At 67.7% G+C, this 22,186-nt stretch carries 19 protein-coding genes and 1 tRNA gene; 4 read left to right on the forward strand and 16 right to left on the reverse strand.

All coding sequences use genetic code 11. From position 1 onward, the window contains the following. Positions 1–70: 70 nt before the first annotated feature. Together fumC and D9X30_RS05940 are read right to left on the reverse strand one after the other, a co-directional pair. Entirely contained in the window at positions 71–1,474 is a 1,404-nt protein-coding gene (gene fumC, locus D9X30_RS05935) for a class II fumarate hydratase (RefSeq protein WP_153946836.1), read from the reverse strand. Positions 1,475–1,667: 193 nt separating this feature from the next. Beyond that, positions 1,668–2,018 (reverse strand): four-helix bundle copper-binding protein, encoded by a 351-nt coding sequence (locus D9X30_RS05940; RefSeq protein ID WP_092597258.1) that lies wholly within the window; start codon positions 2,016–2,018, stop codon positions 1,668–1,670. 243 nt (positions 2,019–2,261) lie between these two features. On the opposite strand from D9X30_RS05940, the gene D9X30_RS05945 reads away from it, so the two are divergent. Beyond that, positions 2,262–2,633, forward strand: coding sequence for a hypothetical protein (locus tag D9X30_RS05945; RefSeq protein ID WP_092597255.1), 372 nt, complete (start codon positions 2,262–2,264; stop codon positions 2,631–2,633). Positions 2,634–2,712: 79 nt separating this feature from the next. Here D9X30_RS05945 and D9X30_RS05950 read toward each other — a convergent pair whose 3' ends face one another. Continuing rightward, on the reverse strand, positions 2,713–4,701 hold the full coding sequence (locus tag D9X30_RS05950) for a sensor domain-containing diguanylate cyclase (RefSeq protein ID WP_153946837.1): 1,989 nt from the start codon (positions 4,699–4,701) through the stop codon (positions 2,713–2,715). Between the two features lie 338 nt (positions 4,702–5,039). On the opposite strand from D9X30_RS05950, the gene D9X30_RS05955 reads away from it, so the two are divergent. Further along, complete coding sequence (locus D9X30_RS05955; protein WP_153946838.1) at positions 5,040–7,883, forward strand: bifunctional diguanylate cyclase/phosphodiesterase; 2,844 nt, start codon at positions 5,040–5,042, stop codon at positions 7,881–7,883. 108 nt (positions 7,884–7,991) lie between these two features. On the opposite strand, the gene D9X30_RS05960 is transcribed toward D9X30_RS05955, so the two are convergent. Continuing rightward, positions 7,992–8,321: a PadR family transcriptional regulator gene (locus D9X30_RS05960; protein WP_049816016.1), complete on the reverse strand. Its 330-nt coding sequence runs from the start codon at positions 8,319–8,321 to the stop codon at positions 7,992–7,994. A 538-nt stretch (positions 8,322–8,859) separates the two neighbouring features. On the opposite strand from D9X30_RS05960, the gene D9X30_RS05965 reads away from it, so the two are divergent. Continuing rightward, the gene (locus D9X30_RS05965; RefSeq protein ID WP_153946839.1) at positions 8,860–9,771 is read left to right on the forward strand and encodes a DMT family transporter; all 912 of its coding nucleotides are present in this window, start codon (positions 8,860–8,862) and stop codon (positions 9,769–9,771) included. A 25-nt stretch (positions 9,772–9,796) separates the two neighbouring features. Here D9X30_RS05965 and D9X30_RS05970 read toward each other — a convergent pair whose 3' ends face one another. From D9X30_RS05970 to D9X30_RS05980, 3 genes are all read right to left on the reverse strand, one after another. After that, on the reverse strand, positions 9,797–10,180 hold the full coding sequence (locus tag D9X30_RS05970) for a hypothetical protein (protein WP_153946840.1): 384 nt from the start codon (positions 10,178–10,180) through the stop codon (positions 9,797–9,799). A 23-nt stretch (positions 10,181–10,203) separates the two neighbouring features. Then, positions 10,204–10,752, reverse strand: coding sequence for a ferric iron uptake transcriptional regulator (fur, locus tag D9X30_RS05975; RefSeq protein WP_153946841.1), 549 nt, complete (start codon positions 10,750–10,752; stop codon positions 10,204–10,206). A 490-nt stretch (positions 10,753–11,242) separates the two neighbouring features. Then, complete coding sequence (locus D9X30_RS05980; RefSeq protein ID WP_502799613.1) at positions 11,243–11,944, reverse strand: type II secretion system protein N; 702 nt, start codon at positions 11,942–11,944, stop codon at positions 11,243–11,245. A 137-nt stretch (positions 11,945–12,081) separates the two neighbouring features. Between D9X30_RS05980 and D9X30_RS05985 the strand changes: the two genes are divergently transcribed. Continuing rightward, positions 12,082–12,810 (forward strand): 2OG-Fe(II) oxygenase, encoded by a 729-nt coding sequence (locus tag D9X30_RS05985; protein WP_153946842.1) that lies wholly within the window; start codon positions 12,082–12,084, stop codon positions 12,808–12,810. A 15-nt stretch (positions 12,811–12,825) separates the two neighbouring features. Here D9X30_RS05985 and D9X30_RS05990 read toward each other — a convergent pair whose 3' ends face one another. The 9 genes from D9X30_RS05990 to fdxH form a co-directional block, all read right to left on the reverse strand. Further along, complete coding sequence (locus tag D9X30_RS05990) at positions 12,826–13,536, reverse strand: glycosyltransferase family 2 protein (protein WP_153946843.1); 711 nt, start codon at positions 13,534–13,536, stop codon at positions 12,826–12,828. Positions 13,537–13,764: 228 nt separating this feature from the next. Next, positions 13,765–14,832: a selenide, water dikinase SelD gene (gene selD / locus D9X30_RS05995; RefSeq protein ID WP_153946844.1), complete on the reverse strand. Its 1,068-nt coding sequence runs from the start codon at positions 14,830–14,832 to the stop codon at positions 13,765–13,767. Then, entirely contained in the window at positions 14,832–15,977 is a 1,146-nt protein-coding gene (locus D9X30_RS06000) for a transglutaminase-like domain-containing protein (protein WP_153946845.1), read from the reverse strand. Before D9X30_RS06000 ends, selD begins: the two co-directional genes overlap by 1 nt. Before the next feature lie 111 nt (positions 15,978–16,088). Further along, positions 16,089–16,184, reverse strand: a tRNA-Sec gene (locus D9X30_RS06005). A gap of 9 nt (positions 16,185–16,193) precedes the next feature. Beyond that, positions 16,194–18,119 carry a selenocysteine-specific translation elongation factor gene (selB, locus tag D9X30_RS06010; RefSeq protein ID WP_153946846.1) on the reverse strand — a complete coding sequence of 642 codons (1,926 nt, stop codon included), beginning with the start codon at positions 18,117–18,119 and terminating at the stop codon, positions 16,194–16,196. After that, a complete protein-coding gene (gene selA, locus D9X30_RS06015) occupies positions 18,116–19,555 on the reverse strand; it encodes an L-seryl-tRNA(Sec) selenium transferase (RefSeq protein WP_228770836.1) in 1,440 nt (479 codons plus the stop codon). Before selA ends, selB begins: the two co-directional genes overlap by 4 nt. After that, positions 19,552–20,517, reverse strand: coding sequence for a formate dehydrogenase accessory protein FdhE (fdhE, locus tag D9X30_RS06020; protein WP_153946847.1), 966 nt, complete (start codon positions 20,515–20,517; stop codon positions 19,552–19,554). Before fdhE ends, selA begins: the two co-directional genes overlap by 4 nt. 60 nt (positions 20,518–20,577) lie before the next feature. Next, the gene (locus tag D9X30_RS06025; protein ID WP_153946848.1) at positions 20,578–21,222 is read right to left on the reverse strand and encodes a formate dehydrogenase subunit gamma; all 645 of its coding nucleotides are present in this window, start codon (positions 21,220–21,222) and stop codon (positions 20,578–20,580) included. Next, positions 21,209–22,183, reverse strand: a complete 975-nt coding sequence (gene fdxH / locus D9X30_RS06030; protein WP_153946849.1) for a formate dehydrogenase subunit beta — start codon at positions 22,181–22,183, stop codon at positions 21,209–21,211. The genes D9X30_RS06025 and fdxH overlap by 14 nt, the downstream gene beginning before the upstream one ends. Positions 22,184–22,186 lie beyond the last annotated feature (3 nt).

The following is a 22,186-nucleotide window of genomic DNA, read 5'->3' on the forward strand; positions in this document are numbered from 1 at the left end:
CGCGCGGCCGGGGTTTCGCATAGACCGTGCTACGCCGCCGGCCGTTCCGCTTCGCCGTGTGAGATCGGCGTCAGACTTCTCTGGTCAGCGCCTTGAAGTCGATCCACTGGTCGAACTGCTCGTTGGTGACGTGGCCCGAATCGATGGCCGCTTCACGTAGCGACAGGTTCTTCTTGACCGCGAGCTTGGCGATCTCGGCAGCCTTGTCGTAGCCGATATGCGGGTTCAGCGCCGTCACCGACATCAGCGACCGTTCCAGCAGTTCCTGGATGCGGGCACGGTCGGGTTCCACGCCTTCCACCATGTGCTCGGCGAAGCTGGCGGCCGCATCGGCCAGCAATGTCACAGATTGCAACAAGCTGTAGATGATGACCGGCTTGTAGGCGTTCAGCTCCAGCGTGCCCAGGCTGTTGGCCAGCGTCACGGTGGTGTGGTTGCCGATCACGCGGCAACAGACCATCGCCAGCGCCTCGGCCTGGGTCGGATTGACCTTGCCGGGCATGATCGACGAACCGGGCTCGTTGGCGGGCAACTGCAACTCGGCAAATCCCGCGCGCGGACCCGAGCCCAGCAGCATGAAGTCGCGGGCAATCTTCAGGAACGACGAAGCGGTGGTATTGAGCGCGCCCGACAGGTCTGCCAGCGCATCGTGCGCGGCTTGCAGCGCATAGCGGTTCGGCGCCGGTTCGAACGGCAGGCCGGTGTAGCCGGCGAGCGCCCGCGCGAACGCGGCGGCGAAGCCCTGCGGCGAATTCAGGCCCGTTCCGACGGCCGTGCCGCCCTGCGGCACCGGCATCGCGCGCAGCATGGCCTGCTGCAGGCGCGACTGGGCATCGGCCACCTGCGTCATGTAGCCGGAAAATTCCTGGCCCAGCGTCAGCGGCACCGCATCCTGCAGATGGGTGCGGCCGACCTTGACGATATCGGAGAAGGCTTCCACCTTCTTTGCGAAGGTTTGTTGCAGTTTCTCCAGCGACGGCAACAGCGTCTGCTGGATGGCACGCGTGGCGGCGATATGCATCGCCGTCGGAAAACTGTCGTTCGACGACTGGCTGGCGTTGACGTGGTCGTTCGGATGCACCGGCTTCTTGCTGCCGACCTCGCCGCCCAGCATCTGGATGGCGCGATTCGAGATGACCTCGTTGAGGTTCATGTTGGTCTGCGTGCCGGAACCGGTCTGCCAGACCACCAGCGGGAACTCGTTGGGCCATTTGCCGGCGATCACTTCCTCGGCGGCCTTTTCGATGGCGTCGGCCACGTCGGGCTTCAGTACGCCCAGTTCGCGGTTGGCGCGCGCGGCGCACAGTTTCAGCACCGCGAAGGCCTCGATCAGCGCGGGCGGCATCTTTTCACTGCCGATGCGGAAATTCTGACGCGACCTTTCGGTCTGCGCACCCCAGAGATGATCGGCGGGGACGGCAACGTCTCCCAGGCTGTCTTTCTCGATGCGGGTGGCGGTGGACTTGTCGGACATGGACTGACTCCTTCAGGAAAGAGGTCACAACTCAAGCTGAGCAGACCAACAGGATAGCCGTCCGGTGGCATATGCGCCGCATGGCCCTGCCGCCGGCGTGTGCTTGTGCGCGCGGCCGGCGGCGGTTGCCTGGCGAAATGCCCGCGTCGACCCGGCGTAACGATCCATGGGGCCGTCAACGCGGGCGACGGGGTCACGCGGTCATTTTCAGGCACATTTCCATACAGGCGGCACACGCCTTGGCACATTCCTGGCAGTGCCAATGGTCATGGCGCTCGCATTCCTCGGCGCACCACTTGCACACTTCGGCGCAGTCTTCGCACACCAGTGGCGCGAATTCGCTGTTGCGCAGCATGTATGACGCAGCCAGGTTGGCAATGCCTGCGCAATCCATGTCCAGGGCGATGCAGCGGGTCATTTTCTTCGTGTCGGGCTCTTCCAGGCACGCGGCGGCGCATTTCAGGCAGGCCGCCGCGGCCGCATTGCACGCGGCGATGCAGTCGGCGTAACGGTTGAAGTTTTCCTTCACGTTGGGTCGAATCATCGGTGTCCTCCTAAGGGGGGTAAGGGGTAGGCAACCGTTATCCACAATAGCAGGCGTACCGCGACCATGCCGGCACGCCGGGCCGGCACGCCCCGTTGATGGCCCTGCCGCCGGACTGTTCTACAATGGCCGCCACTGCATTGTTTCTGTGGCGTTCATGGTCGGCCATGCAAATGGCGGATGACCGACGAAGCGCGCAGAAGGCAGTGATTGACACAATCCGCCAGTGGAAAGGACAGCATCATGGGTGACGCAAAACGGCGGGGTACGCCCGAGGAACGGGCACAACAGGCACGGGCACGCATCGACGCCTTGCGGCCGGCACAGCTGGTCTGCGGATCTTGCAAGACCGCATTCACGAATTTCGATGCCATTCCCGCGCCGGGCCTGCACGGTATCGACGCCGTGTTCGGCGGCCAGTGCCCGAACTGCGGCAACGACGTGGTGGTGTTCAAGGGAGAATCGAAGGCGGTGGCCGAAGCCATGCTGGCCTACGAGCGGATGATGGGCGAAAACGCCAAGCTCGGTTACCAGTCGGCGGACGGCCGCCACGTGCCGTTCGACGCCGACGCACCGCTGGCATCGGACGCTTCCGACGAGTCGACCAAACATTGACGACGCACCGACCCGGCGACAGGGGCGGCTTTCAGCGCCGAAAGTCGTCAGTGGCCCGCACCGGCCGCCGCCAGCCGGGTCACGCTTGCATTGCCAGCAGCGCCTCGGGGCCGATTTCATAGCGGCCCCGGCCGGCTGCCTTGGCGCGATACAGCAGCACATCGGCCATGCGCATCAGTGCATCCTCGCTGAGCGGCTCGCCCCGGTACAAGGCCACGCCGATGCTGACATCGACGTCGGTCACCACCCCATCGAAATAGAACTGCCGGCCCACCGATTCCAGGATGGCCTCGGCCACGCGCCGCGCCGCCAGCGGGGATTCGATGTCCGCCAGGATCACCGCGAATTCGTCGCCGCCCAGCCGGGCCACAGGGTCCTGGTGGCGCACGCAGCGGCGCAGCCGCAGTGCGAAGGATTGCAACAGCAGGTCGCCAGTGGCATGGCCGTGGATGTCGTTGACGGCCTTGAAGCGGTCCATGTCCAGGTAGAGCAGCGCCATCAGGCGATCCTCATTTCGGGAAAGGGCCATGGCATCGCGCAGATGCGCCTCGAACGCACTGCGATTCTGCAGTTGGGTCAGGTGATCGGTACGCGACAGATGCGATAGCCGCTGGGTCTCCAGCTTGCGCTGCGTGATGTCCAGCACGTGGATATGCACGCCCACCACCTGCTTGCCGTCCTCGCTCCATTCGGGCCGATAGGTGGTTTCCATCCAGTGGTGGCGCGGAAACTCGTACTCGCCCTCGAAACTGACCACGCTGCCCGCCAGCGCCTGCTGCAGGTACGGGCGGGCGCGCAGATAGCGTTCCTCGCCCAGCAGTTCGCGTACGGTCATGCCGCGGATCTGCTCGACAGACAGGCCGAACGCCCGTTCATAGGCCGCGTTGTTGAAGACGTAATGCTCGTCGTTGTCGATGAACGCCAGCAGCGCGGGCAGGGTATCGGTCACGGCGCGCAACCGGCGTTCGCTGCGCGCCAGTTGCTGCCCGCGCTGCCGCACGTCCTGCATCAGGCGGATAAAGGCACGTGTGACGTCGCCAATTTCGTCGCGCTGGGGCCGCTTCGGCAGGCGCTCGAAGGCGTCCACGTCGCTGGCGCTGTCGCGCACCACCTGGTGCAGCCGCGACAACGGCGTCAGCAGCCGGCGCACCGCCAGCCAGATCAGCAGGGCCACCACGGCCAGCACGATGCCAGACATCATCAGAAAGCGCCGCTGCAACTGCCGCAGCGGTGCGTAGGCCTCGTGCGCGGGCAGCACGGCCACCAGCTCCCAGCCGGTGGTGGCCATCAGCCGCCGGGCGATCACGGGCCGCGTGGGCGTCAGGAATTCCAGTGGTGCGGCAGTGTCGTCGACACCGCAGGTATTGCCGGCGGCGCTGGCGGGCTGGTGGGCCTGCGCAGGGTCGGGATGTTGGATGTACACCGGCGCCGCGCCGGCCGACACCAGGCAGTAGAAACCGGTGATCCCCAGCCGGCTGTGGCCGATTTCGACCAGAAAATTCGGATGCCCGAGGTTAAGCCAGCCGGCCACCAGGCCCAGGAACGTACCCGATGGCGACAGGATTGGCACCGCCAGCAGCGCGCCCATCGAGCCGTCGATACGTGCCCGCAACGGGGCGGCCACGACCACGTTGCGGGTACGGGCGGCTTCGCGGAAGTAGGTGCGGTCGCTGATGTCGGCCGGGGCGGCCCCGCTCATGCTGAGCAGGGTGCCGCTGGCGTCGGCCACCAGGACGGAATCGAATGCCTCGGGCACCGGCACCGTGCGCGTCACCACATCCTTGACCCGGTTGCGCAGCGCGTCGGGCGACATGCCGTGCGCGGCCGCCAACGGCGCGCTCAGCTGCGGCGCCAGGTGGGTCAGCATCACGATGCGGTCTTCCATGGCCGTGTCCAGCTGGTCGGCCGACAGCTTGACGATCGAGTCCTGCTGGTTCTGCAGCACATCCTCGAGGTCGCGGTGTGCGTAGAAGAGCGAACCGAGCACGATGCCGCTGCCCAGCACGGCTGCAAGTACCGTGGTGATCAGCGCAATGCGCGCCTTGAGCGATGGCAAAAATCGGGGCATGGGTCCAAATACGACGCCGGCACGGCAATGCGGGATGTCAGAGGTCAGGGCGCCTCAGGGGCCACGGCGTCCGAAAGGCCTTTCGTCGCGCCTGGACATCCAGTGCAAGGGTACGACAAGGCAGCCGAACGGTATCACGGCACACCCGTTTGGTTCAGCCCGGGCAATCCGGGGTTTGACAATCGCGTGACAGGGGCCCAGCCCCACCTTTACGCCGCCCGCACGCATGTGTGTGTGACGCCACTGTGCGGGCGCTTGGGGGCAGGTTATAGTGCGGCGATCCATGTTACGTAATGTATGCCCAGGCTTGGCATGATCCTGTCCCGCCCCCTTCATTCATGAAATTGCGCCTGCTGTCTCCTGTCGTGCTCTCGCTGCTGGTTACCGCAGGGGGGGCGCTGCTGACGGCGGGAGCCTGGCGCCTGGCCACGGGCCTGGAGCGCCGGGTGGCCGAACAGGATGTGGGCGCCATGCTGGGCCGCACCGCCGATGCGCTGACCGACCGCTTGCAGGAAAACGAACGCCTGCTGCGCGGGGCCGCCGCCCTGATGGCCGCCAATGGCCACACCACGCGGGCGCAGTGGCGCAACTACCTCTATTCGGCGCAACTTGACGAACTGCCGACGGGCACCCAGTCGATCGGTTACGCCCCGCTCGTGCCCCAGGCACAGCTGGCCGGCGTCGTGGCTGGGGCCCATGCCGATGGCGTGAGCGACTTCGAGGTCTATCCGCCGGGCGAGCGTGCGCAGTACGCCCCGATTCTCTTCAACGAGCCGCCCAGCGGCCGCAACGCCAGGGCGCTGGGCTTTGACCTGCTCACCGACCCGGCGCGCCGCGCGGCGCTGGAAGCCGCGCGCGACAGCGGCCAGCCCAGGCTGACCGAAGGCCTGGCCCTGATCCGCGAGGTGGAAGCGCAGGCGCCGCAGCGCGGTGCGTTGCTCTATGCGCCGGTGTTCCCGGCCGGGGTACCGTCAGCCACCTCCACCGAACGGCGCGATGCGCTGTCCGGCGTGGTGTACGTCTCGCTGCGGCTTGGCGACCTGATGCGCGGCGTGAGCAGCGGCGTGTCGGGCGATCTGGTGCTGACGCTGTTCGAAGGACCTTCGGCCGCCGCCGGCGCCTTGCTGTCAGGCGGTGTGCCCGAGGCCGAACGCCGCGACGACCACCGCAAGCCGATGATCGAGGCCGACCGGCAGATCGAATTCGGCGGCCGCACCTGGACGCTGCGCGCCGCCACGCGGCCCGGCTTCGAGGCCGCGCACGCCGGCCGCTATGGCATGCGCGTGCTCGCGCTGGGCGCGCTGGCCACCTGGCTGATGGCATGGCTGGCGTTCCGGCTGGCACGGGAACGGCGCGATGCCCGCCGGCAGGCGTCGCTGGCCGGACAGGCGGGCAGCGCGGTGGCCGCCGGCCTGCGCGAAAGTCTGGCCCGTGCCGAACAGAGCGCGGCCACCGCCAGCCTGCGCTACGCGCGGCTGATGGATCACGCGCCGTTCTGCGTCATCACGTTCGATGCCTACGGCATGATCACGGGCATCAACCGGGCCGGGCAGCGCATGCTCTGGTACGCCGAGACCGAACTCGTTGGCCGCATGCCCTATGCCAGCCTGCACGATGCCGACGAGGTGGCCGCGCACGCGCGCGAACTGTCGGGCGAGATCGGCGAAACGGTCGAGCCGGGGTTGCCGGCGCTGGTGGCCAAGGCCCGGCTGGGCGTGACAGATGGCCGCGACTGGACGTACCTGCGCAAGGGCGGATCGCGGTTGCCCGTGCATCTGACGGTGACGGCGCTGGCCGACGGCAGCACCGAAGGCGGCTTTCTGGTGATCGCCCACGACCTGACCGAACGCCGGCGGGTGGACGAATACATCCGGCATCTGGCCCAGCACGATGCGCTGACCGGCCTGCCCAATCGCACCGAACTGAACGCACGTACTGAAACGGTGCTGGCCGACGCGCGCCGCCACGGTCATCGCGTGGCGCTGCTGCTTCTGGACCTGGACCACTTCAAGCACATCAACGAAACGCTGGGGCATCCGGTGGGCGACGACGTGCTGCGCACCATCGCCGACCGCATCCGCGGCGCGGTGCGGCCGCGCGACGTGGTGGCCCGCATGGGTGGGGACGAGTTCGCCGTGGTGCTGGGCGGCCTGCGTCACGACAGCGAAGCGGAACTGGCGGCGGCCAAGATCCTGGCGCGGGTGTCGGAAGACCTGCAGATCGCGGGCCAGTCGCTGCGTGTGACGCCGTCGCTGGGCATGGCCGTCTATCCCGACGACGGCGACACGCTGACCAACCTGATGAAGTCGGCCGATTCGGCGATGTACGCCGCCAAGCAGGATGGCCGCGCGCAACTACGTCGATTTGCCACGGAGATGGCGCAGGCGTCGCTGGCCCGCTTCACGATCGAGGCGCTGCTGCGCCGTGCGCTGGCCGAGCAGGAGTTCCGGCTGCGCTACCAGCCGATCGTCGATGTCGCCACGCTTGCCGTGGTGGGCGTGGAAGCCCTGATCGCCTGGGAAACGCCCGAGCGCGGACCGATGCGGCCCGCCGAGTTCATCCCCGTTGCCGAGCAGTGCGGCCTGATCGGCGCGCTGGGCGCGTGGACGCTGGCCACGGCCTGCCGCGAGATCCAGTCGCTGCGGCAAGAGCTGGGGCTCGACATCGACGTGGCCGTCAACATCTCGCCGCTGCAACTGCGGCAGGCGAATTTTCCGGAAACCGTGGCGCAGTGCCTGCAAGCCGCCGACCTGCCGGCGGCCAGCCTGACGATCGAAGTCACCGAAGGCATCCTGGTGGACGGTGGCGAAAAGACGATCGAGACGTTCCGCCGTGTGCGGCAGCTTGGCGTCGGTGTGTCGATCGACGACTTCGGCACCGGCTATTCAGGCCTGGGCTACCTGACGCGCCTGCCAATCAGCAAGCTGAAGATCGACAAGTCCTTTGTCGATGACCTGGCCATGCCGGGACACGACCGCGCCGTGGCGGCCGCAATCATCGCGCTAGGCCATCAGCTGCACCTGCAGGTGGTGGCGGAGGGTGTCGAGTCGAAGGCGCAGTTCGAATTCCTGCGCGGCGAAGGTTGCGATGCGGTGCAGGGCTTCCTGTTCTGCCAGCCCGTGGGGCTCGATGCGCTGCGCCAGATCTTGCTGGGCGGAAAAGGGTTTGCCGACGCGGCGTGAGCGGCGCGTCATACAAAAACGCACGCAGAAACGGGTACGCCCCGGCCAAAAAGAAACCCGGCTCGCGCATGGCGCGCAACGCCGGGTTGTCGGTGAGAGCGGGGGCGCTCAGGTATTCGTGGTGACCACGGCCGGTTCTCCGACCCCTGTGGGATTGTGCAGGCGCCGGTACAGGTCGTCGATGCGCGACCGGCTGCTCGCGAGCTCTTCGCGGCCCTGCTCGGTCAGCAGGTAGACGCGCCCGATGCCATCGCGCAGGACGCTTTCGAGATAGCCTTCCATCTGCAGCGCACGCAGCAGAGGTCGTACCGTGCCGATGTCCACCTGGAATCCGTATTCCATGAGCATTTCTGCAAGCATGGCCACGGTGGCGGGCACCTCCATGGCGAATTGCATGACGTAGACGCGGGCTAGCAAGCCGAGGAACTGTCGTTTCATGTGGCAGGCAACGCAAAAGCCGGGGTGGCGGTTGACGCGGGAATGCAACGTGAACGAAGCGCCCCATCCCCTTGCACGCTCCGTAGTCGTTACGATACGTGATTCTCGACGCCAGAAAAAAAAGAAGCCGCCAGGGTTGCCTGGCGGCTTGTCGGGAATGCGTCGGAGGGGTCAATTAACTCTGGCGCAGGGCAGATTTTAATGGAACTGAATACGCGATGTCACGCCCTGTGGTAGTGACCCCTACCACCGGGGGGTGATTCCGTAAGGCTTTCGAAAGCGATATTGCGGCGAAGGCGCAACAAACGCCGCTGTTGCCCCATTTTTGGGCGTGATTTCGCCAGTTTTTCGTCCCTTCGGCCGTACGCGCGCTCGGGGCGCATGTCCGCTTCCAGCCAGCCACGCGCGTGGATTTGCGCTGAAATGCGCATCATGGATTTGCGCCTGAATCGCATGGAAGCATTGTAAAGTGCAGCATTTGTCGCGTTACTGCAACGGTTTGCTGTCTTTGAACCCAATCATTGCCTGAATCGAACTGATGAAGCCTGCCGATCTGTTTCGCCTCCTGCTGCTCTCCGCCATCTGGGGCGCCAGCTTCCTGTTCATCCGCATTGCCGCGCCGGTCCTGGGGCCGCTGCCGACGGCGTTCTTCCGGGTGCTGATTGGCGCCATCACGCTGGCGGCCTGTCTGCCCATGCTGGGCCTGAAATGGAACATGCAAGGCAAGTGGCCAGCGGTGGTCATGCTGGGCGTCATCAATTCGGGCATTCCGTTCGTGATGTATTCGGTGGCCGCGTTGTGGCTGCCGGCTGGCTATTCGGCCATTTTCAACGCCATGACACCGCTGATGGGGGTGGTGATCGGCTCGCTGTTCTTTGCCGAGAAACTGACGCGCGCCAAGGCGGCGGGAGTGCTGCTGGGCCTGGCCGGCGTGGCGGTGCTGACGCGCACGGGCCCGGTGGTCTTCTCGCACGACGTGTTGCTGGGCGCGCTGGCGTGCCTGGTGGCGACGTCGTGCTATGGGCTGGCCGGATTTCTGACGCGTCGTTGGATCACTGCGCGGGGCGGGCTGGACAGCCGGCTTGTGGCGGGCGGCAGCCTGGTCGGTGCCACGCTGTTCCTGTTGCCCTTCAGCGCGGCGGCGTTGATCCGCGATAACACGCTGCCTGCGGCCGGCATGGGTGTGTGGGCCGGCATGCTTGGACTGGGCATGTTCTGCACCGCCATCGCCTACGTGCTGTATTTCAGGCTGATCGCCGATCTCGGCCCGGTGCGGTCGCTGACCGTCACGTTCCTGATTCCGCCGTTCGGCATCGTGTGGGGCTGGATGTTCCTGGGCGAGACGCTGTCGTGGGCGCACGCGGCCGGCATGCTGCTGATCGGCGGGGCGGTCTGGCTGGTGTTGCGGCCCGCCACGCCTGCGCCAGCGCCGGCCGTGGCGCGGTCATGATGCAACGCGTACCGAGAGCCGGCGCTCAGCGGCGGTAGTAGCCGCGATCATCGCCGCGATAGTGGTCGGGGCCCCGGCCATGGTCGTGCCAGGCGTGATATTCGCGGCGGTCGTACCAGCGGCGGCCGTCCCAGTACCGGTCGTTATGCCAGCCGATCACCAGGGCGGGTGCCGGTGCAACGACGACGGGCGGTGCCGGGCGATAGACCACCGGCGGCGGGGGCGGCGGCGCCACATAGACCGGCTGGGGCTGCACATAGGCCGGGGCTGGCGCCACGACGACCGGCGCCGGCGCAACGGGCACGCCGAAATTCACATCGACATCGACGCGCGCCATGGCGGCAGTGGAAGTGGCCAGCGCGGCGGCGCCGGCAACGAGGAGGGAGAGATACAGGGGGCGCTTGTTCATCGTGATCACCAGTGGGTAAGGTGCTATGGCTCCACTCTACCCATCTGGCGTATTACCGATTGCACGCCTTTGTAACGGCACTTCGTGTTTGTGTAAGAAACGTCCGCGTTACTTCCGGAGGATGCCGGTGGCCGTCTCGACATCTGACTGCAGGCCGGGCACAGGCCATAGAGCACGAGCATGTGCTCGCGCAGCACAAAGTCGTTCTGCGCGGCTACCTGCTGTTGGCGCGCCTCGATGCCTTCGTCGCTGAATTCCTCCACCACGCCGCAGGCGATACAGATCAGGTGGTCGTGATGGCCGCCCTCGTTGAGTTCGAACACGGCATGGTCGGACTCGAAACTGTGGCGCAGCAAGATATTGGCCTGCACCAGCTGGTTGAGCACGCGGTAGACGGTGGACAGCCCCGCATCGACATCGAGGTCGAGCAGGATCCGATAGACGTCTTCCGCGCTCAGGTGGCGGCGGTCGCTATTGCGGAACGCTTCCAGCACGTGCATGCGCGGGGACGTGGCTTTCAGGCCCGCGCGCTTGAGAGGTACGGCTTCGGAGTTCACTGTGGAAGTAGTCATGCGGCGGCTCGCGCCCCACTGGGACGCACGGTTAATACTCCAGGCGGTGGATCCACGGCGGAAAGCTGGGGCCGGCGCCCTTGGCCGGCCAACCTTCCGCCAGATCGTGGCGGAAGCAGGCGGGAAGCGTCGGATCGAACACGTTGCATCGCTCCGGACGGCGCGCTGTGCCTGCGTGGCGCGCGGAATAAAAAGGTGGCCTGGCTTGCTGCAGGATGACGTGATCGGGAAAACGGGGTCTGGATGTTTTCCCGATCTTCCTGGAGCTGGCTACTACCAAACGCTCCGTGTGTCGGAGCGGTCCCCACAAAAGACGGTATCGGGCGCCGTATCGATCCATCGCTACCACGCCCAGCAATCTGTTCCTGTCCGCCCCGGCGGGGCCGTGCGTCAGACAGTGGTTGGATAGTAAATGGGAATCGATCTCATTTCAAGGAATATTTTTGTCCATGAAGGTGAGTAGGGTTTGCGGTGCCTGGGTCGGGCTGAATCACCCGCCGGGCGGCTGTACGGCCCTGAACGGCTGCCCGGGAATCTGCGGGATCTCCTGCGGGCTCGGCTGGGGCTCGGCCTGCGGTGGTGGCTGGGGCTGGACGTCTTGTTGCGGCGGCTGCGAGGGCTGCCGCGCTGATGCGTTGGCAGATTGCGGCGGCGACGACTGGATCGGGGCAGGCATCGGCGTCGCCAACGGGGCAGCGGCGCCAGACGGGGGCGACGCGGGGACATTCCCCGGGCGGCCCGCCGAGGCGGTGTCCTGCAGTGGCAGCGCGATTTCCTGCCGCACCCCATTGCGCTCGATGACGATATTGCGCCCATGGATCTCGGTCAGGCGGATCTCCGAGGACAGCGACGCTCCGGCGCGGACTGCCTTGGGCGAGCCGCCATCGAGCGAGATGATGGCGGCAGATCGGCCAGGGCCATCGAGATCGGCCACCACGCCGATCAACTGGATGTCGCGCACGCCCGGCTGCGCGCTGCCGCCAAACAGCGTGGCGATGGCGCCGGTCTCCACGGCGTCGGTGCGGGCGATGCGCGCGGACTTGGGTACGGGAATGGTTCGCATCGCGCTGAACGTCAGCACCCAATGGGTGACCAGCGCGCAAAGTGCAACAAATAGCACCACCGAGGCGGCGCGTGGCAGCCATTGGGAGGCGGGATCACCGCTGAATCGACCCCGGATCGAAGAGGGCACGCGCGTACGCCAGAGGCGGTTTCCATGAAGTTGACGCAGCGTAGCAGTCGCCCGCGGCGTCCAACGTGCCAGTGCGCACATACAAGGCCTGCGGACACCGGGGTACCACAGACCTATCTGGCATCGGGTAATTCGACATGAAGACACGATCTCCATCCGCCGCCGTCCAGCATCGGGTCGATGCACTGGACTGGCCGGCCGTCAGCCACGACCTGGACGCCTACGGCTGTGCCGTGATTCGGGAACTGATATCTCCGGCAAGATGCGACGAACTGGCCGCGCTGTATTGGGACGAAGCGCTGTTCCGCTCGCGTATCGACATGCGCCGGCATGGCTTCGGCAGCGGCGAGTACAAGTATTTCTCCTATCCGCTGCCGGACGTCGTGGGGGCCTTGCGCGCCGCGCTGTATCCACATCTGGCTACCATCGCGAACCGGTGGAACGCGGCCATGGGCATCGACGTCGATTATCCCGCCGAGCACGGCGATTACCTGGCCCGATGCCACCGTGCCGGCCCGCTGCGCCCCACGCCGCTGCTGCTGCGCTACGAGGCCGGCGATTACAACTGTCTGCATCAGGACCTGTATGGCGACAACGTGTTTCCGTTGCAAGTGGCCATTTTGCTATCGGAGCCGGGCAAGGATTTCACTGGCGGCGAATTCGTGATGACCGAGCAGCGCCCGCGCATGCAGTCCCGCGCCGAGGTGGTGGCGCTGGGCAAGGGCGATGCCGTGGTGTTTGCCGTGCATCAGCGGCCGGTGCAAGGCACGCGGGGGACGTACCGGGTCACGTTGCGTCACGGTGTCAGCCGGCTGCGCAGCGGTCATCGGCAGACACTGGGAATCATTTTCCACGACGCCAACTGATATCAGCGCGGCGGGTCAGAGCAGGTCGATGGCGGCCAGCACCGATGACGCGAGGGCGAAGATCAGCCCTGCCAGCCCCATCCGCTCGTAGACGATGCCGAACTTCTCGCGGCGCTTGGCGCCTGGGAACGACGCGCTGAGGCCGCTTTCCTCGATCAGCGACAACGCGACGGGCACGTGGCGGAACGCCTTGGCCTTGAACCGCTTGTAGTACTGCAGGACGAAATCGAGGTCGCTGTAGATGCGCCACTTTTCATCGTAGCGCAGGTCGCAGACGCGGAACGCCATGGCCTGGTGGCAGGCGTGGATCACGCCCGCCTTCAGCCGGTGCAGCGGCGCCGCCGGCTCCAGGCCACGCGGGCTGATGTTGTCGCCGTAGATCAGCCAGGCGCCCCGGTGCTCGTGGGCGGCCTTCACGATGATGGACAGCGCGTCGGGCCTGGCAAAGCAGTCGCCGGAGTTCATGAACAGCACCCACTCGCCGGTGGCGCGCGCGAGGCCCTTGTTCATGGCGGCGTAGACGCCGTTGTCCGGTTCGCTGACGAATACGTCGATCTCGGCGGCGCGCGACTGCGCCAGTTCCACCGAGCCGTCGGTGGAGCCGCCGTCGATGACGAGGTACTGGACCTGGAACGTGTCGGCGTGCTGCATGGCCACACTGTCCATCGTCCGGCCCAGCCCGGCGCGGTTGTTGTAGTTGACGGTGACGACCGAAATCTGGGTCATGGAGTGGCTCCCCGCCTCCGGCGGAGGCGATTGCGCGGGTTGGCGTACGTTCAGACGCTGGCGCCCCTTCCGCGCGGCTGCAACGCGGAAAATCCGGTAGCGTGGCGTGTAGATTTTCACGGAAACGCCTACGCCAACGTGGGGTAGCGCACACAGCGTGCGCGACGTGCGGGAACCTGCGCGTGCGGGGCCTGCGGGGTGATCGCTTCGCGCCAGGGCAGCGCCGTGTCAGCCCGTCACCGTGACGCGCGGATCGCCTTCGGCCATGGCGCCGATCACCGCGGCGTGCCCGAATCCTTCCTTGCGGAAGACGCCCAGCACCGCATCGACGGCATCGGGTGCGCAAGACACCAGCAGGCCGCCACTGGTCTGCGGGTCGGTCAGCAGCGCCTGCTGGACGTGCGACACGCCCGATTCGAGCGTGACGTCGTGGCCGTAGCTGGCCCAGTTGCGCCGCGAAGCCCCCGTGACCGCGCCGCCTTCGGCCAGCGCCGCCACGCCGGGCAGCAGGGGCACGCGGGCCATGTCGATCGTGGCGCCCAGCCCGCTGCCCCGGCAGACTTCCAGCAGATGGCCCAGCAGGCCAAAGCCGGTCACGTCGGTGATCGCGTGCACCCCGTCGAGTTCGCCCAGCGCCTTGCCGGGCGTGTTGAGCTGCGTGGTGCTGGCGATCATCTGCCGATAGCCGTAGTCGTCCAGCGATTCCTTCTTGATCGCGGCCGAATAGACACCCACGCCCAGCGGCTTGCCCAGCACCAGCACGTCACCGGCCCGCGCGTCGCGATTGCGGCGGACGCGGTCGGGATGCACCAGGCCCATGACTACCAGCCCATAGATCGGCTCGACAGAGTCGATCGAATGGCCGCCGGCAATCGGAATGCCGGCGGCCGCGCAGATCGATTGGCCGCCTTCCAGAATCTTGCCGATGGTCTCGGGCGACAGCTTGTCGACGGGCATGCCCACCAGCGCCAGGGCCATGATCGGCGTGCCGCCCATCGCATAGACATCGGAAATCGCATTGGTGGCCGCAATGCGCCCGAAATCGTAGGGGTCGTCCACCACGGGCATGAAGAAATCGGTGGTGGCCACCAGCGCCTGCGTATCGTTGAGCCGGTACACCGCCGCGTCGTCGCTGGTCTCGATGCCCACCAGCAGCCCCGGCGGCGCCGGAAAGTGCCGCGTGTTGCGCAGGATGTCGCCGAGCACGCCCGGCGCGATCTTGCAGCCGCAGCCGCCGCCGTGCGCCAGCGATGTCAGACGGACTTCACCGGCCTTGTGTTCGATCGATGCGGTCATCAGGCCACCCTCCGCGATGCGATGCGATAGCCGAATGCCGCCGGGTCCAGGCTGTCCAGCGTACCGGCCACGGTCTTCGCCTGCGGATACATCAGAAAGGGCACCGGCGCCAGGCCGCTGCCGGGCAGACGCACGTCATGGCCGTGGTTGTAGGCTACCCAGTTGCCTTCCCAGGCGCCGAACAGCAGCGCGCGGGCGGCCAGGACCTTGCTGTCCGTCATCGGCAGGCCGCCCGGCACCTCTTCGAGCGCCACCTTGCGGACATCGCCCGGATCGGCCGGAATCCAGCCATAGCCCGCGGCATAAAACTCGGCCCGGCAATGCTGGGCCCTGGAGATGTCGCCAGCCTTGCCGAGCGCGCGGAAGCCGCGCGGGGAATCGTCCACGCGGATGCCGTACGCATCGCGCGCCGGAATGCCAAGCGCGCGCGTCAGCGCCACGAACAGGCCGTTGATGTCCGCGCACTTGCCATTCATGATGCCGCCGGTCTTGAGCATCGTCACCACGTCGCCGGTGCCGCAGCCGCGTACGCTGGCGTCGCGGCAGGTATGGTCCACCACCCACTGGTAGATGGCCTGCGCGCGGCTCATGTCGTCGGTCAGGCCGGCGGTGATGGCCAGCGCGGTGTCGCGCACGATGCCGTCGGTGGGCATCAGTTGCGTGGGCCGGCGATACTCGGCCAGGGTGGCAGCGGACTCCGCCGCCTGCGCCGACCGCGCCGGATTGCGCGACGGTGCCGCGCCAGGATCGACATCGCGGCCGCGCAGCGCCACGATGCTGGTGAGCCGGGCCGACAGCGGTGCGCCGTGCGTGGCGGTGGGCCAGTCGATGACCAGCATGTCCACGCCGTAGCGCCCGGTGCGCGCCGCCCGGGCCTGCGCGCCGGGCGCAATCCATTCGTTCGATACGGTGTGCTGATAGTCGCCAAGGTGCGGGGCGGCGACGGGCAGCCACACCGTGGCCGGCGCCGCGGCGGCCGGCAGGTGCACTTCGGTGGTCAGTTCGTAGACGCGCCAGCCGGCGGAGGCCGGATACGGGTCGGCGGGAGAGGAGGGGGCGGAGGAGGCGCAGAAAGCCGGGCCGACGCCCGCGCCAATGGAAACCGGTACTGCGGCACCCAGCCGCAGGAATGCGCGTCTGTCCATGATGATTCCTCTGGATGAGAAGTTCGAGACTCGAAACATGCCCAACCGCTGCTTATGCATGGTAGGTCATGCGCGTGGCAACAGGGAAATCGGCGGGAAACCGAAGAGGAATGGCGGAAAGCAGCAGGAGTCGAACCTACCTGGGAACGGCTGGCGTCCCCAACCGGGTTTGAAGCCCGGCCGCATCACCGGATACGGATGCCTTCCCTTGCGGATCTATGACGGCGCTGGCCGGGCAGGCGTGGCCAGCGGGCGCCATTCACTATCGGGGCGCAGCATGCGCGCATTGCCCACGCGGCGAGTGTATCCCGCGCGATCGAAGAACTCCAGAACCTGGATCGTGCGCTTGCGGCCCAGTCCCACGGCATCGCGAAACGCGATCACCTCCACGCGACCCTGCGCCGCAGCCATCGTGCCGAACAGCCGGGCCATGGTTTCGATGGCGGCTTCGGCATAGAACAGGTCGCGCACCACCTGATGCACCGTGCCCTGGCGCGCCAGTTTGCGCAGCACCTCGCAGACCTGTTCCTCGGGCGCGCCCAGCGCCACCGCATGCTCGCGCACCCAGGGCGGGTCGAAGCCCCCCGCCGCCACGCGCGGCAGCAACTGCGCGGCCAGCGCCTGTTCGGCATCGGTGAAGGTGATGGCATGGCCTGGCAGGCGCAGCCATCCGCCATGCCGTTCGACGGCCCGCTGCTGCAGCAGCGTGTCGAGCAGGGCGGACCACAGCGCGTCGGGAATCGGCGCGCCCGCAAATGCCACCCGGCGCAGCGAACCGGCGCCCAGGCCGGGCTCGTCGGGCATGCGCGCATGGAAGGCCGTCAGCGTGTCCAGCACGCCGCTGCGCAGCGTATCGAGATAGCGCGACAGGATCAGCGTCTCGCCGATGCGCAGCACAGCGGGCGGCATCGTCATGGCGCTGGCCGGCAGGCCTGTCAGGCGTACCAGCCGGGCCTCGGCCACGCCGTGCGGCGCATGGTCCAGCAACGGCAGGATGCCGGCGCCGCCGAGCATCTGCTCCACTGCCAGCAGCCAGGCAAGACGCCCGGGCGCACGCCGATGGCGCTCGGGTGCCACGTTGTCGAGCACCACGCCGCCGCCCACGGTCTGCGTGGCCTGCGGATTGCGCAGGATGAAGTGGTCGCCGGCCACCGTGCAGACCGGCGCGGCGAATACAAGCTGGGCCAGCGCCGTGCCGCCTGGCTCCAGGGCTTCGCAGTCGAGCAGCACGGCATTGGCCATGCGATGCGCGGCGCCAAGATGGACGTGCAGCGGCGACCAGTGACCGATCCGCGAACCGGCGCCCGGATGCAGCGTGAGCCGGACGTCGATACGCGTCACCGGCGCCATCAGGGCAGGATCGACGATCCAGTCGCCGCGATGGATGTCTGCCTTGTCGATGCCGGCCAGGTTCAGCGCGCAACGCTGGCCCGCCAGGCCGGCCTCCGCCGGCCGGTTCTGGGCGTGGATGCTGCGCACGCGCGCGGGCAGGCCCGACGGCGCCACCTGCATCACGTCGCCCACCGCCACCCGGCCGCCGAACACGGTGCCGGTGACGACCGTGCCATGACCGCCCAGCGTGAACACGCGATCCACCGCCAGGCGGAACAGCCCGCCGGCGCCGTGGGCCGGCGTATGCTGCGCGGTGTCCTGCAGCCATGTGCGCAGGGCCGCGACGCCGGGATCGGCATCGTCGGTGGCATTGAGCGGGAACACGTCGGCGCCGGCATAGGGGGTGCCGGCCAGCAGCGCCTCGATCTCGCCGCGCACGCTGGCCAGCTGCGTGGCATCGGCCCGGTCGGCCTTGGTCAGTGCCACCACGGCGCGCGGCACGCCCAGTCGCTCGACGATAGCCAGGTGCTCGCGCGTCTGCGGCATGACGCCATCATCGGCGGCCACCACCAGCAGGGCCAGGTCGATGCCGCTGGCCCCGGCGGCCATCGTATGAATCAGGCGTTCGTGGCCGGGCACGTCGATATAGCCGAGCACGTCGCCATCCGGCAGCGGCGTGTAGGCATAGCCAAGCTCGATCGAGATGCCGCGCGCCTTCTCTTCCTTGAGCCGATCGGTATCGACGCCGGTCAGCGCGCGCACCAGCGTGGTCTTGCCGTGGTCGATATGTCCGGCCGTGCCGACGATCATGAGCGCAGCGCCTCCGCCAGCAGGGGCCACTGCGCCGTGAACGCGGCTTCATCCCCAGCTTCCAGGCAGCGCAGGTCCAGCCATAGCGCGTCTTCGCTGACGCGGCCGATCACGGGGCGCGGCAGCGCGCGCAGCGCGGCCTCCAGCTGCTGCAGACGCCGGCCGGTACGCTTGCCGGCGTCGCGCGGGCCGATGACAAGCCCGAAGCTGGGCAGTTGCCCGCCGGGCATCGCTCCGCTGCCGATCTGGCTGACCATGGGAACGGCCGCGACCTGCCAGCCATCGCCCAGCGACGCCTCGACCACGGGCCGCAGGCGCTCGGCCATGGCTGCCATCTCGCCGGCCGGCCGCGCCAGCAGGCGCAGCGTGGGCAGCGACTGCACCAGCGTGTCCGGATCGCGATACAGCCGCAGCACCGGCTCCAGCGCGGCGAGCGTGAGCTTGCCCACGCGCAGCGCGCGCTTGAGCGGGTTCTTCTTGATCTTCGCGATCAGGTCGGCTCGTCCGACGATCAGGCCGGCCTGGGGGCCGCCCAGCAGCTTGTCGCCGCTGAACGTGACCAGGTCCGCGCCTGCGGCGATGGTCTCGCGCACCGTGGTCTCGCGCGGCAGGCCCCACTGGGACAGGTCGGTCAGCGTGCCGCTGCCCAGATCCACCACCACGGGCAGGCCCAGCGGCTGGGCAATGCGCGCCACGTCGGCCACCTCCACGCTGCGCGTGAAGCCGGTGATCTCGTAGTTGCTGCAATGCACCTTCATCAGCAGCGCCGTACGCGTGCCAATGGCGTTGGCGTAGTCGTGCGGATGCGTGCGGTTGGTCGTGCCGATCTCCACCAGCTTGACGCCGGCGCGCTGCATGACATCGGGAATGCGGAAGGCGCCGCCGATTTCCACCAGTTCGCCGCGCGATACCACCACCTCGCGCCGCTGCGCCAGCGTATTGAGCATCAGCAGCACGGCCGCCGCGTTGTTGTTGACCACCGTGGCGGCCTGCGCGCCTGTCAGTTCGCACAGCAGGCCGGCGACCAGATCGTCGCGGTCGCCACGGCCGCCGGTGTCCAGGTCGAATTCGAGATTGGCCGGCGTGGTCATGGCGCGGACGACCGCCTGCACGGCGCCGTCGGGCAGCAGTGCCCGGCCCAGGTTGGTATGCAGCACGGTGCCCGTCAGGTTGAACACGGCGCGCATGCGCGGCGCGGCGTCGCGTGCGAGTTGCGCGGCCAGCGCCGCGCACAGCGCGTCGTCGCCGATGGCCTGGCGCGCGAGGTGCCCGGCCACGGCCTGGGCGCGCAGCGTGTCGAGCAGGCGGCGCAGGGCGCTGGTGGCCGGTGCCCGGCCGTAGCGGTCCAGCAACGGCTGCAGGCCGGGCAGCCGCAGCACGCGGTCGACCGATGGGATGTCTGCGGGGCGGGCGGGCATCGACACGGTGTCGTTCATCCGCGCACCTCCGGCATCTCCACGCCGCCGTCACCGTCTTCGTCATCGGCCAGCCATAGCAGCGGGTTGCCGTTGGCGCGGCCGAAGCCGGCTTCGCCCATCATCACGTCGAGCGCCAGAGAGGCCAGGTCGTCGGCCAGCGGCTCGACCATCGGGTCCTTCTCCATGTAGGCGATCTTGCGGTAGTGATGGCATTGCCCGCAGGTCTCGGCCTTGAGCGCGTCGCCCTGGCCTTCGACGGCGTAGTAGCTGATGCCCTCGGTGGTTTCGCAATGGCTGCACTTGACGCGCACCATATGCCATTCGGTGGCGCACAGGCCGCAGTGCAGATAGCGCAGCCCCTGGTAGCGTCCGCCGATGCGCACGATGCTGGCCACCGGCGGCGTGCCGCAGACCGGGCAGACCGTGTGGACGTCCAGCATCGGCAGGTCCTGCTCGCGCAGCTGGCTGGCCAGCACGGTGCGGTCCAGTTGCAGGGCCGCCATCAGCAGCGGCGCGGTGGCGGTGTCGATGGGGCTGTCGGCCGCATGGCGCAGCCCCAGCAGTCCCTGCACGGCGTTGGCCAGCGCATCGGCCGGCATCGCACGCAGGGTAGCCAGCGGGACCGCGAGTTCAGGGCAGGTGGTGGCCAGCCGGTCGAACAGCGCGGCGGCCGCATGGGGCGCGCCGGCGTCCTGCGCGGGCAGCAGCGGCATGCAGTGCTCGCCGGCACGGTCGATGGCTGCAGGGGTGAGGGCCGCGAAACCGGGAGACTCGGCGAGCGACTGCGCCACCACATGCTGCGCGTCGGCCACGGCGGCCATCAGCAGCAGGTAGGGGCCGATCGGGTTGCCGGGCGCCAGCTGGCGCAGCCGCTGCGCCCGCGCGGCAAACACCTCCGCGCGATCGGGCAGCCGCACACGCGCGATGGCGATGTGGTCGATCGATTCGATTTCCGCCGGCTCCAGAATGCGCTGCACCATCCGTCGTCATCCTCTGGCAGTCCGGCGTGTCTGGCGTATCGGCTTCCCGCCACCGGCCCGCTATTTGTCGCCTGGCCGGAAGGTTTCCCGGAACCAGGTGCGATGATGTTTCCACGCCCAGCCGGGCGTGACCGTTCCGCGCGTCATGGCCTGCACGGAACCCTTGACCCATACGGCTGCATAGATGTGGACAATGATGCCGCAAATCAGCGCGAAGGCGCAAACGGCATGCACGACCGACGCCACCCGCAGGGCCCAGATCGGGAAGAACGCCGAGAAGTAGGTGCGCCAGATGACGATGCCGCTCAGCAGCAACAGCGCCAGGCAGCCCACCATCAGGAAGAACAGCAGCTTCTGGCCGGCGTTGTAGCGGCCCACGTCCGGCAGGTTTTCCTCGTGGTTGGTCAGGACGTCGCGCCCGTGGCGCAGCCATTCGCGGTCGCTCCATGTCAGCAGGTTGTGGTGCCAGAACTTCAGGGCCAGGATCAGGAAGGCCAGGAACATCACCACGCCCAGGAACGGGTGCAGGATGCGCGTCCAGGTGCCACCGCCGAACAGCGCGCTCATCCAGAACATCGACGGATGGAACAAGGCCAGCCCGGACAGCGCCAGCAGCACGAACGTGAGCGCGACGATCCAGTGGTTGGTGCGTTCGCCGGCGGTGTAGCGGCGGATGGTTGCCTCGCGGCGCTTATCGATTCTCATCGCGGACCTCCTCGGGGGGCACCACTTCATCGGGCGTGCCGCGCGGCCGGGGGTTGTCGCGGCCCCAGCGCACGATCTCGTCCTCGGCCGCCGCTTCGTCCTCGGGGCCGGTCTCGTTCGGGCCCACGCGGATGTAATGGAAAAAGCCGGCCAGCGCCGCGATGGCCATGCCCGCCACGGCCAGCGGCTTGGCCAGGCCCTTCCACAGGCTTACCAGCGGGCTGATATGCGGATCGTCGGGCAGGCCGTGGTACAGGCTCGGCTGGTCGGCGTGGTGCAGCACGTACATCACGTGGGTGCCCGACACGCCGGCCGGGTTGTACAGGCCGGCCTTCTCGAAGCCGCGCGACTTCAGGTCGACGATGCGTTCCTCGGCATGCTGGATCATGTCGGTCTTGGTGCCGAACACGATGGCGCCGGTTGGGCAGGTCTTCACGCAGGCGGGCTCCTGGCCCACGGCCACGCGGTCGGAGCACAGCGTGCACTTGTAGGCCTTGTGGTCCTGCTTGGAGATGCGCGGGATGTTGAACGGGCAGCCCGTGATGCAATAGCCGCAGCCGATGCAGTTTTCCTCGTGGAAGTCGACGATGCCGTTCGCGTACTGCACGATGGCGCCCGGCGCCGGGCAGGCCTTAAGGCAGCCGGGGTCCTCGCAGTGCATGCAGCCGTCCTTGCGGATCAGCCATTCGAGGTTGCCGTTCGGGTTCTCGTACTCGGTAAACCGCATCAGCGTCCACGTATGCTCGTCCAGGTCGGCCGGATTGTCATAGACGCCCACGTTGGTGCCCACATCGCCGCGCAGGTCGTTCCACTCCATGCACGCGGCCTGGCAGGCCTTGCAGCCGATGCACTTGGTGGTGTCGATCAGCTTGGCCACGCTGCCCGTCACGGGCTCGCGCACGCTGGGCGACGGCGTGGTGGTGGCCGACCGGCGCACGATATCCAGGGACTGTAGTGCCATGTC

The organism is Cupriavidus sp. U2 (assembly GCF_009663685.2).
Taxonomy (GTDB): Bacteria; Pseudomonadota; Gammaproteobacteria; order Burkholderiales; family Burkholderiaceae; genus Cupriavidus; species Cupriavidus necator_C.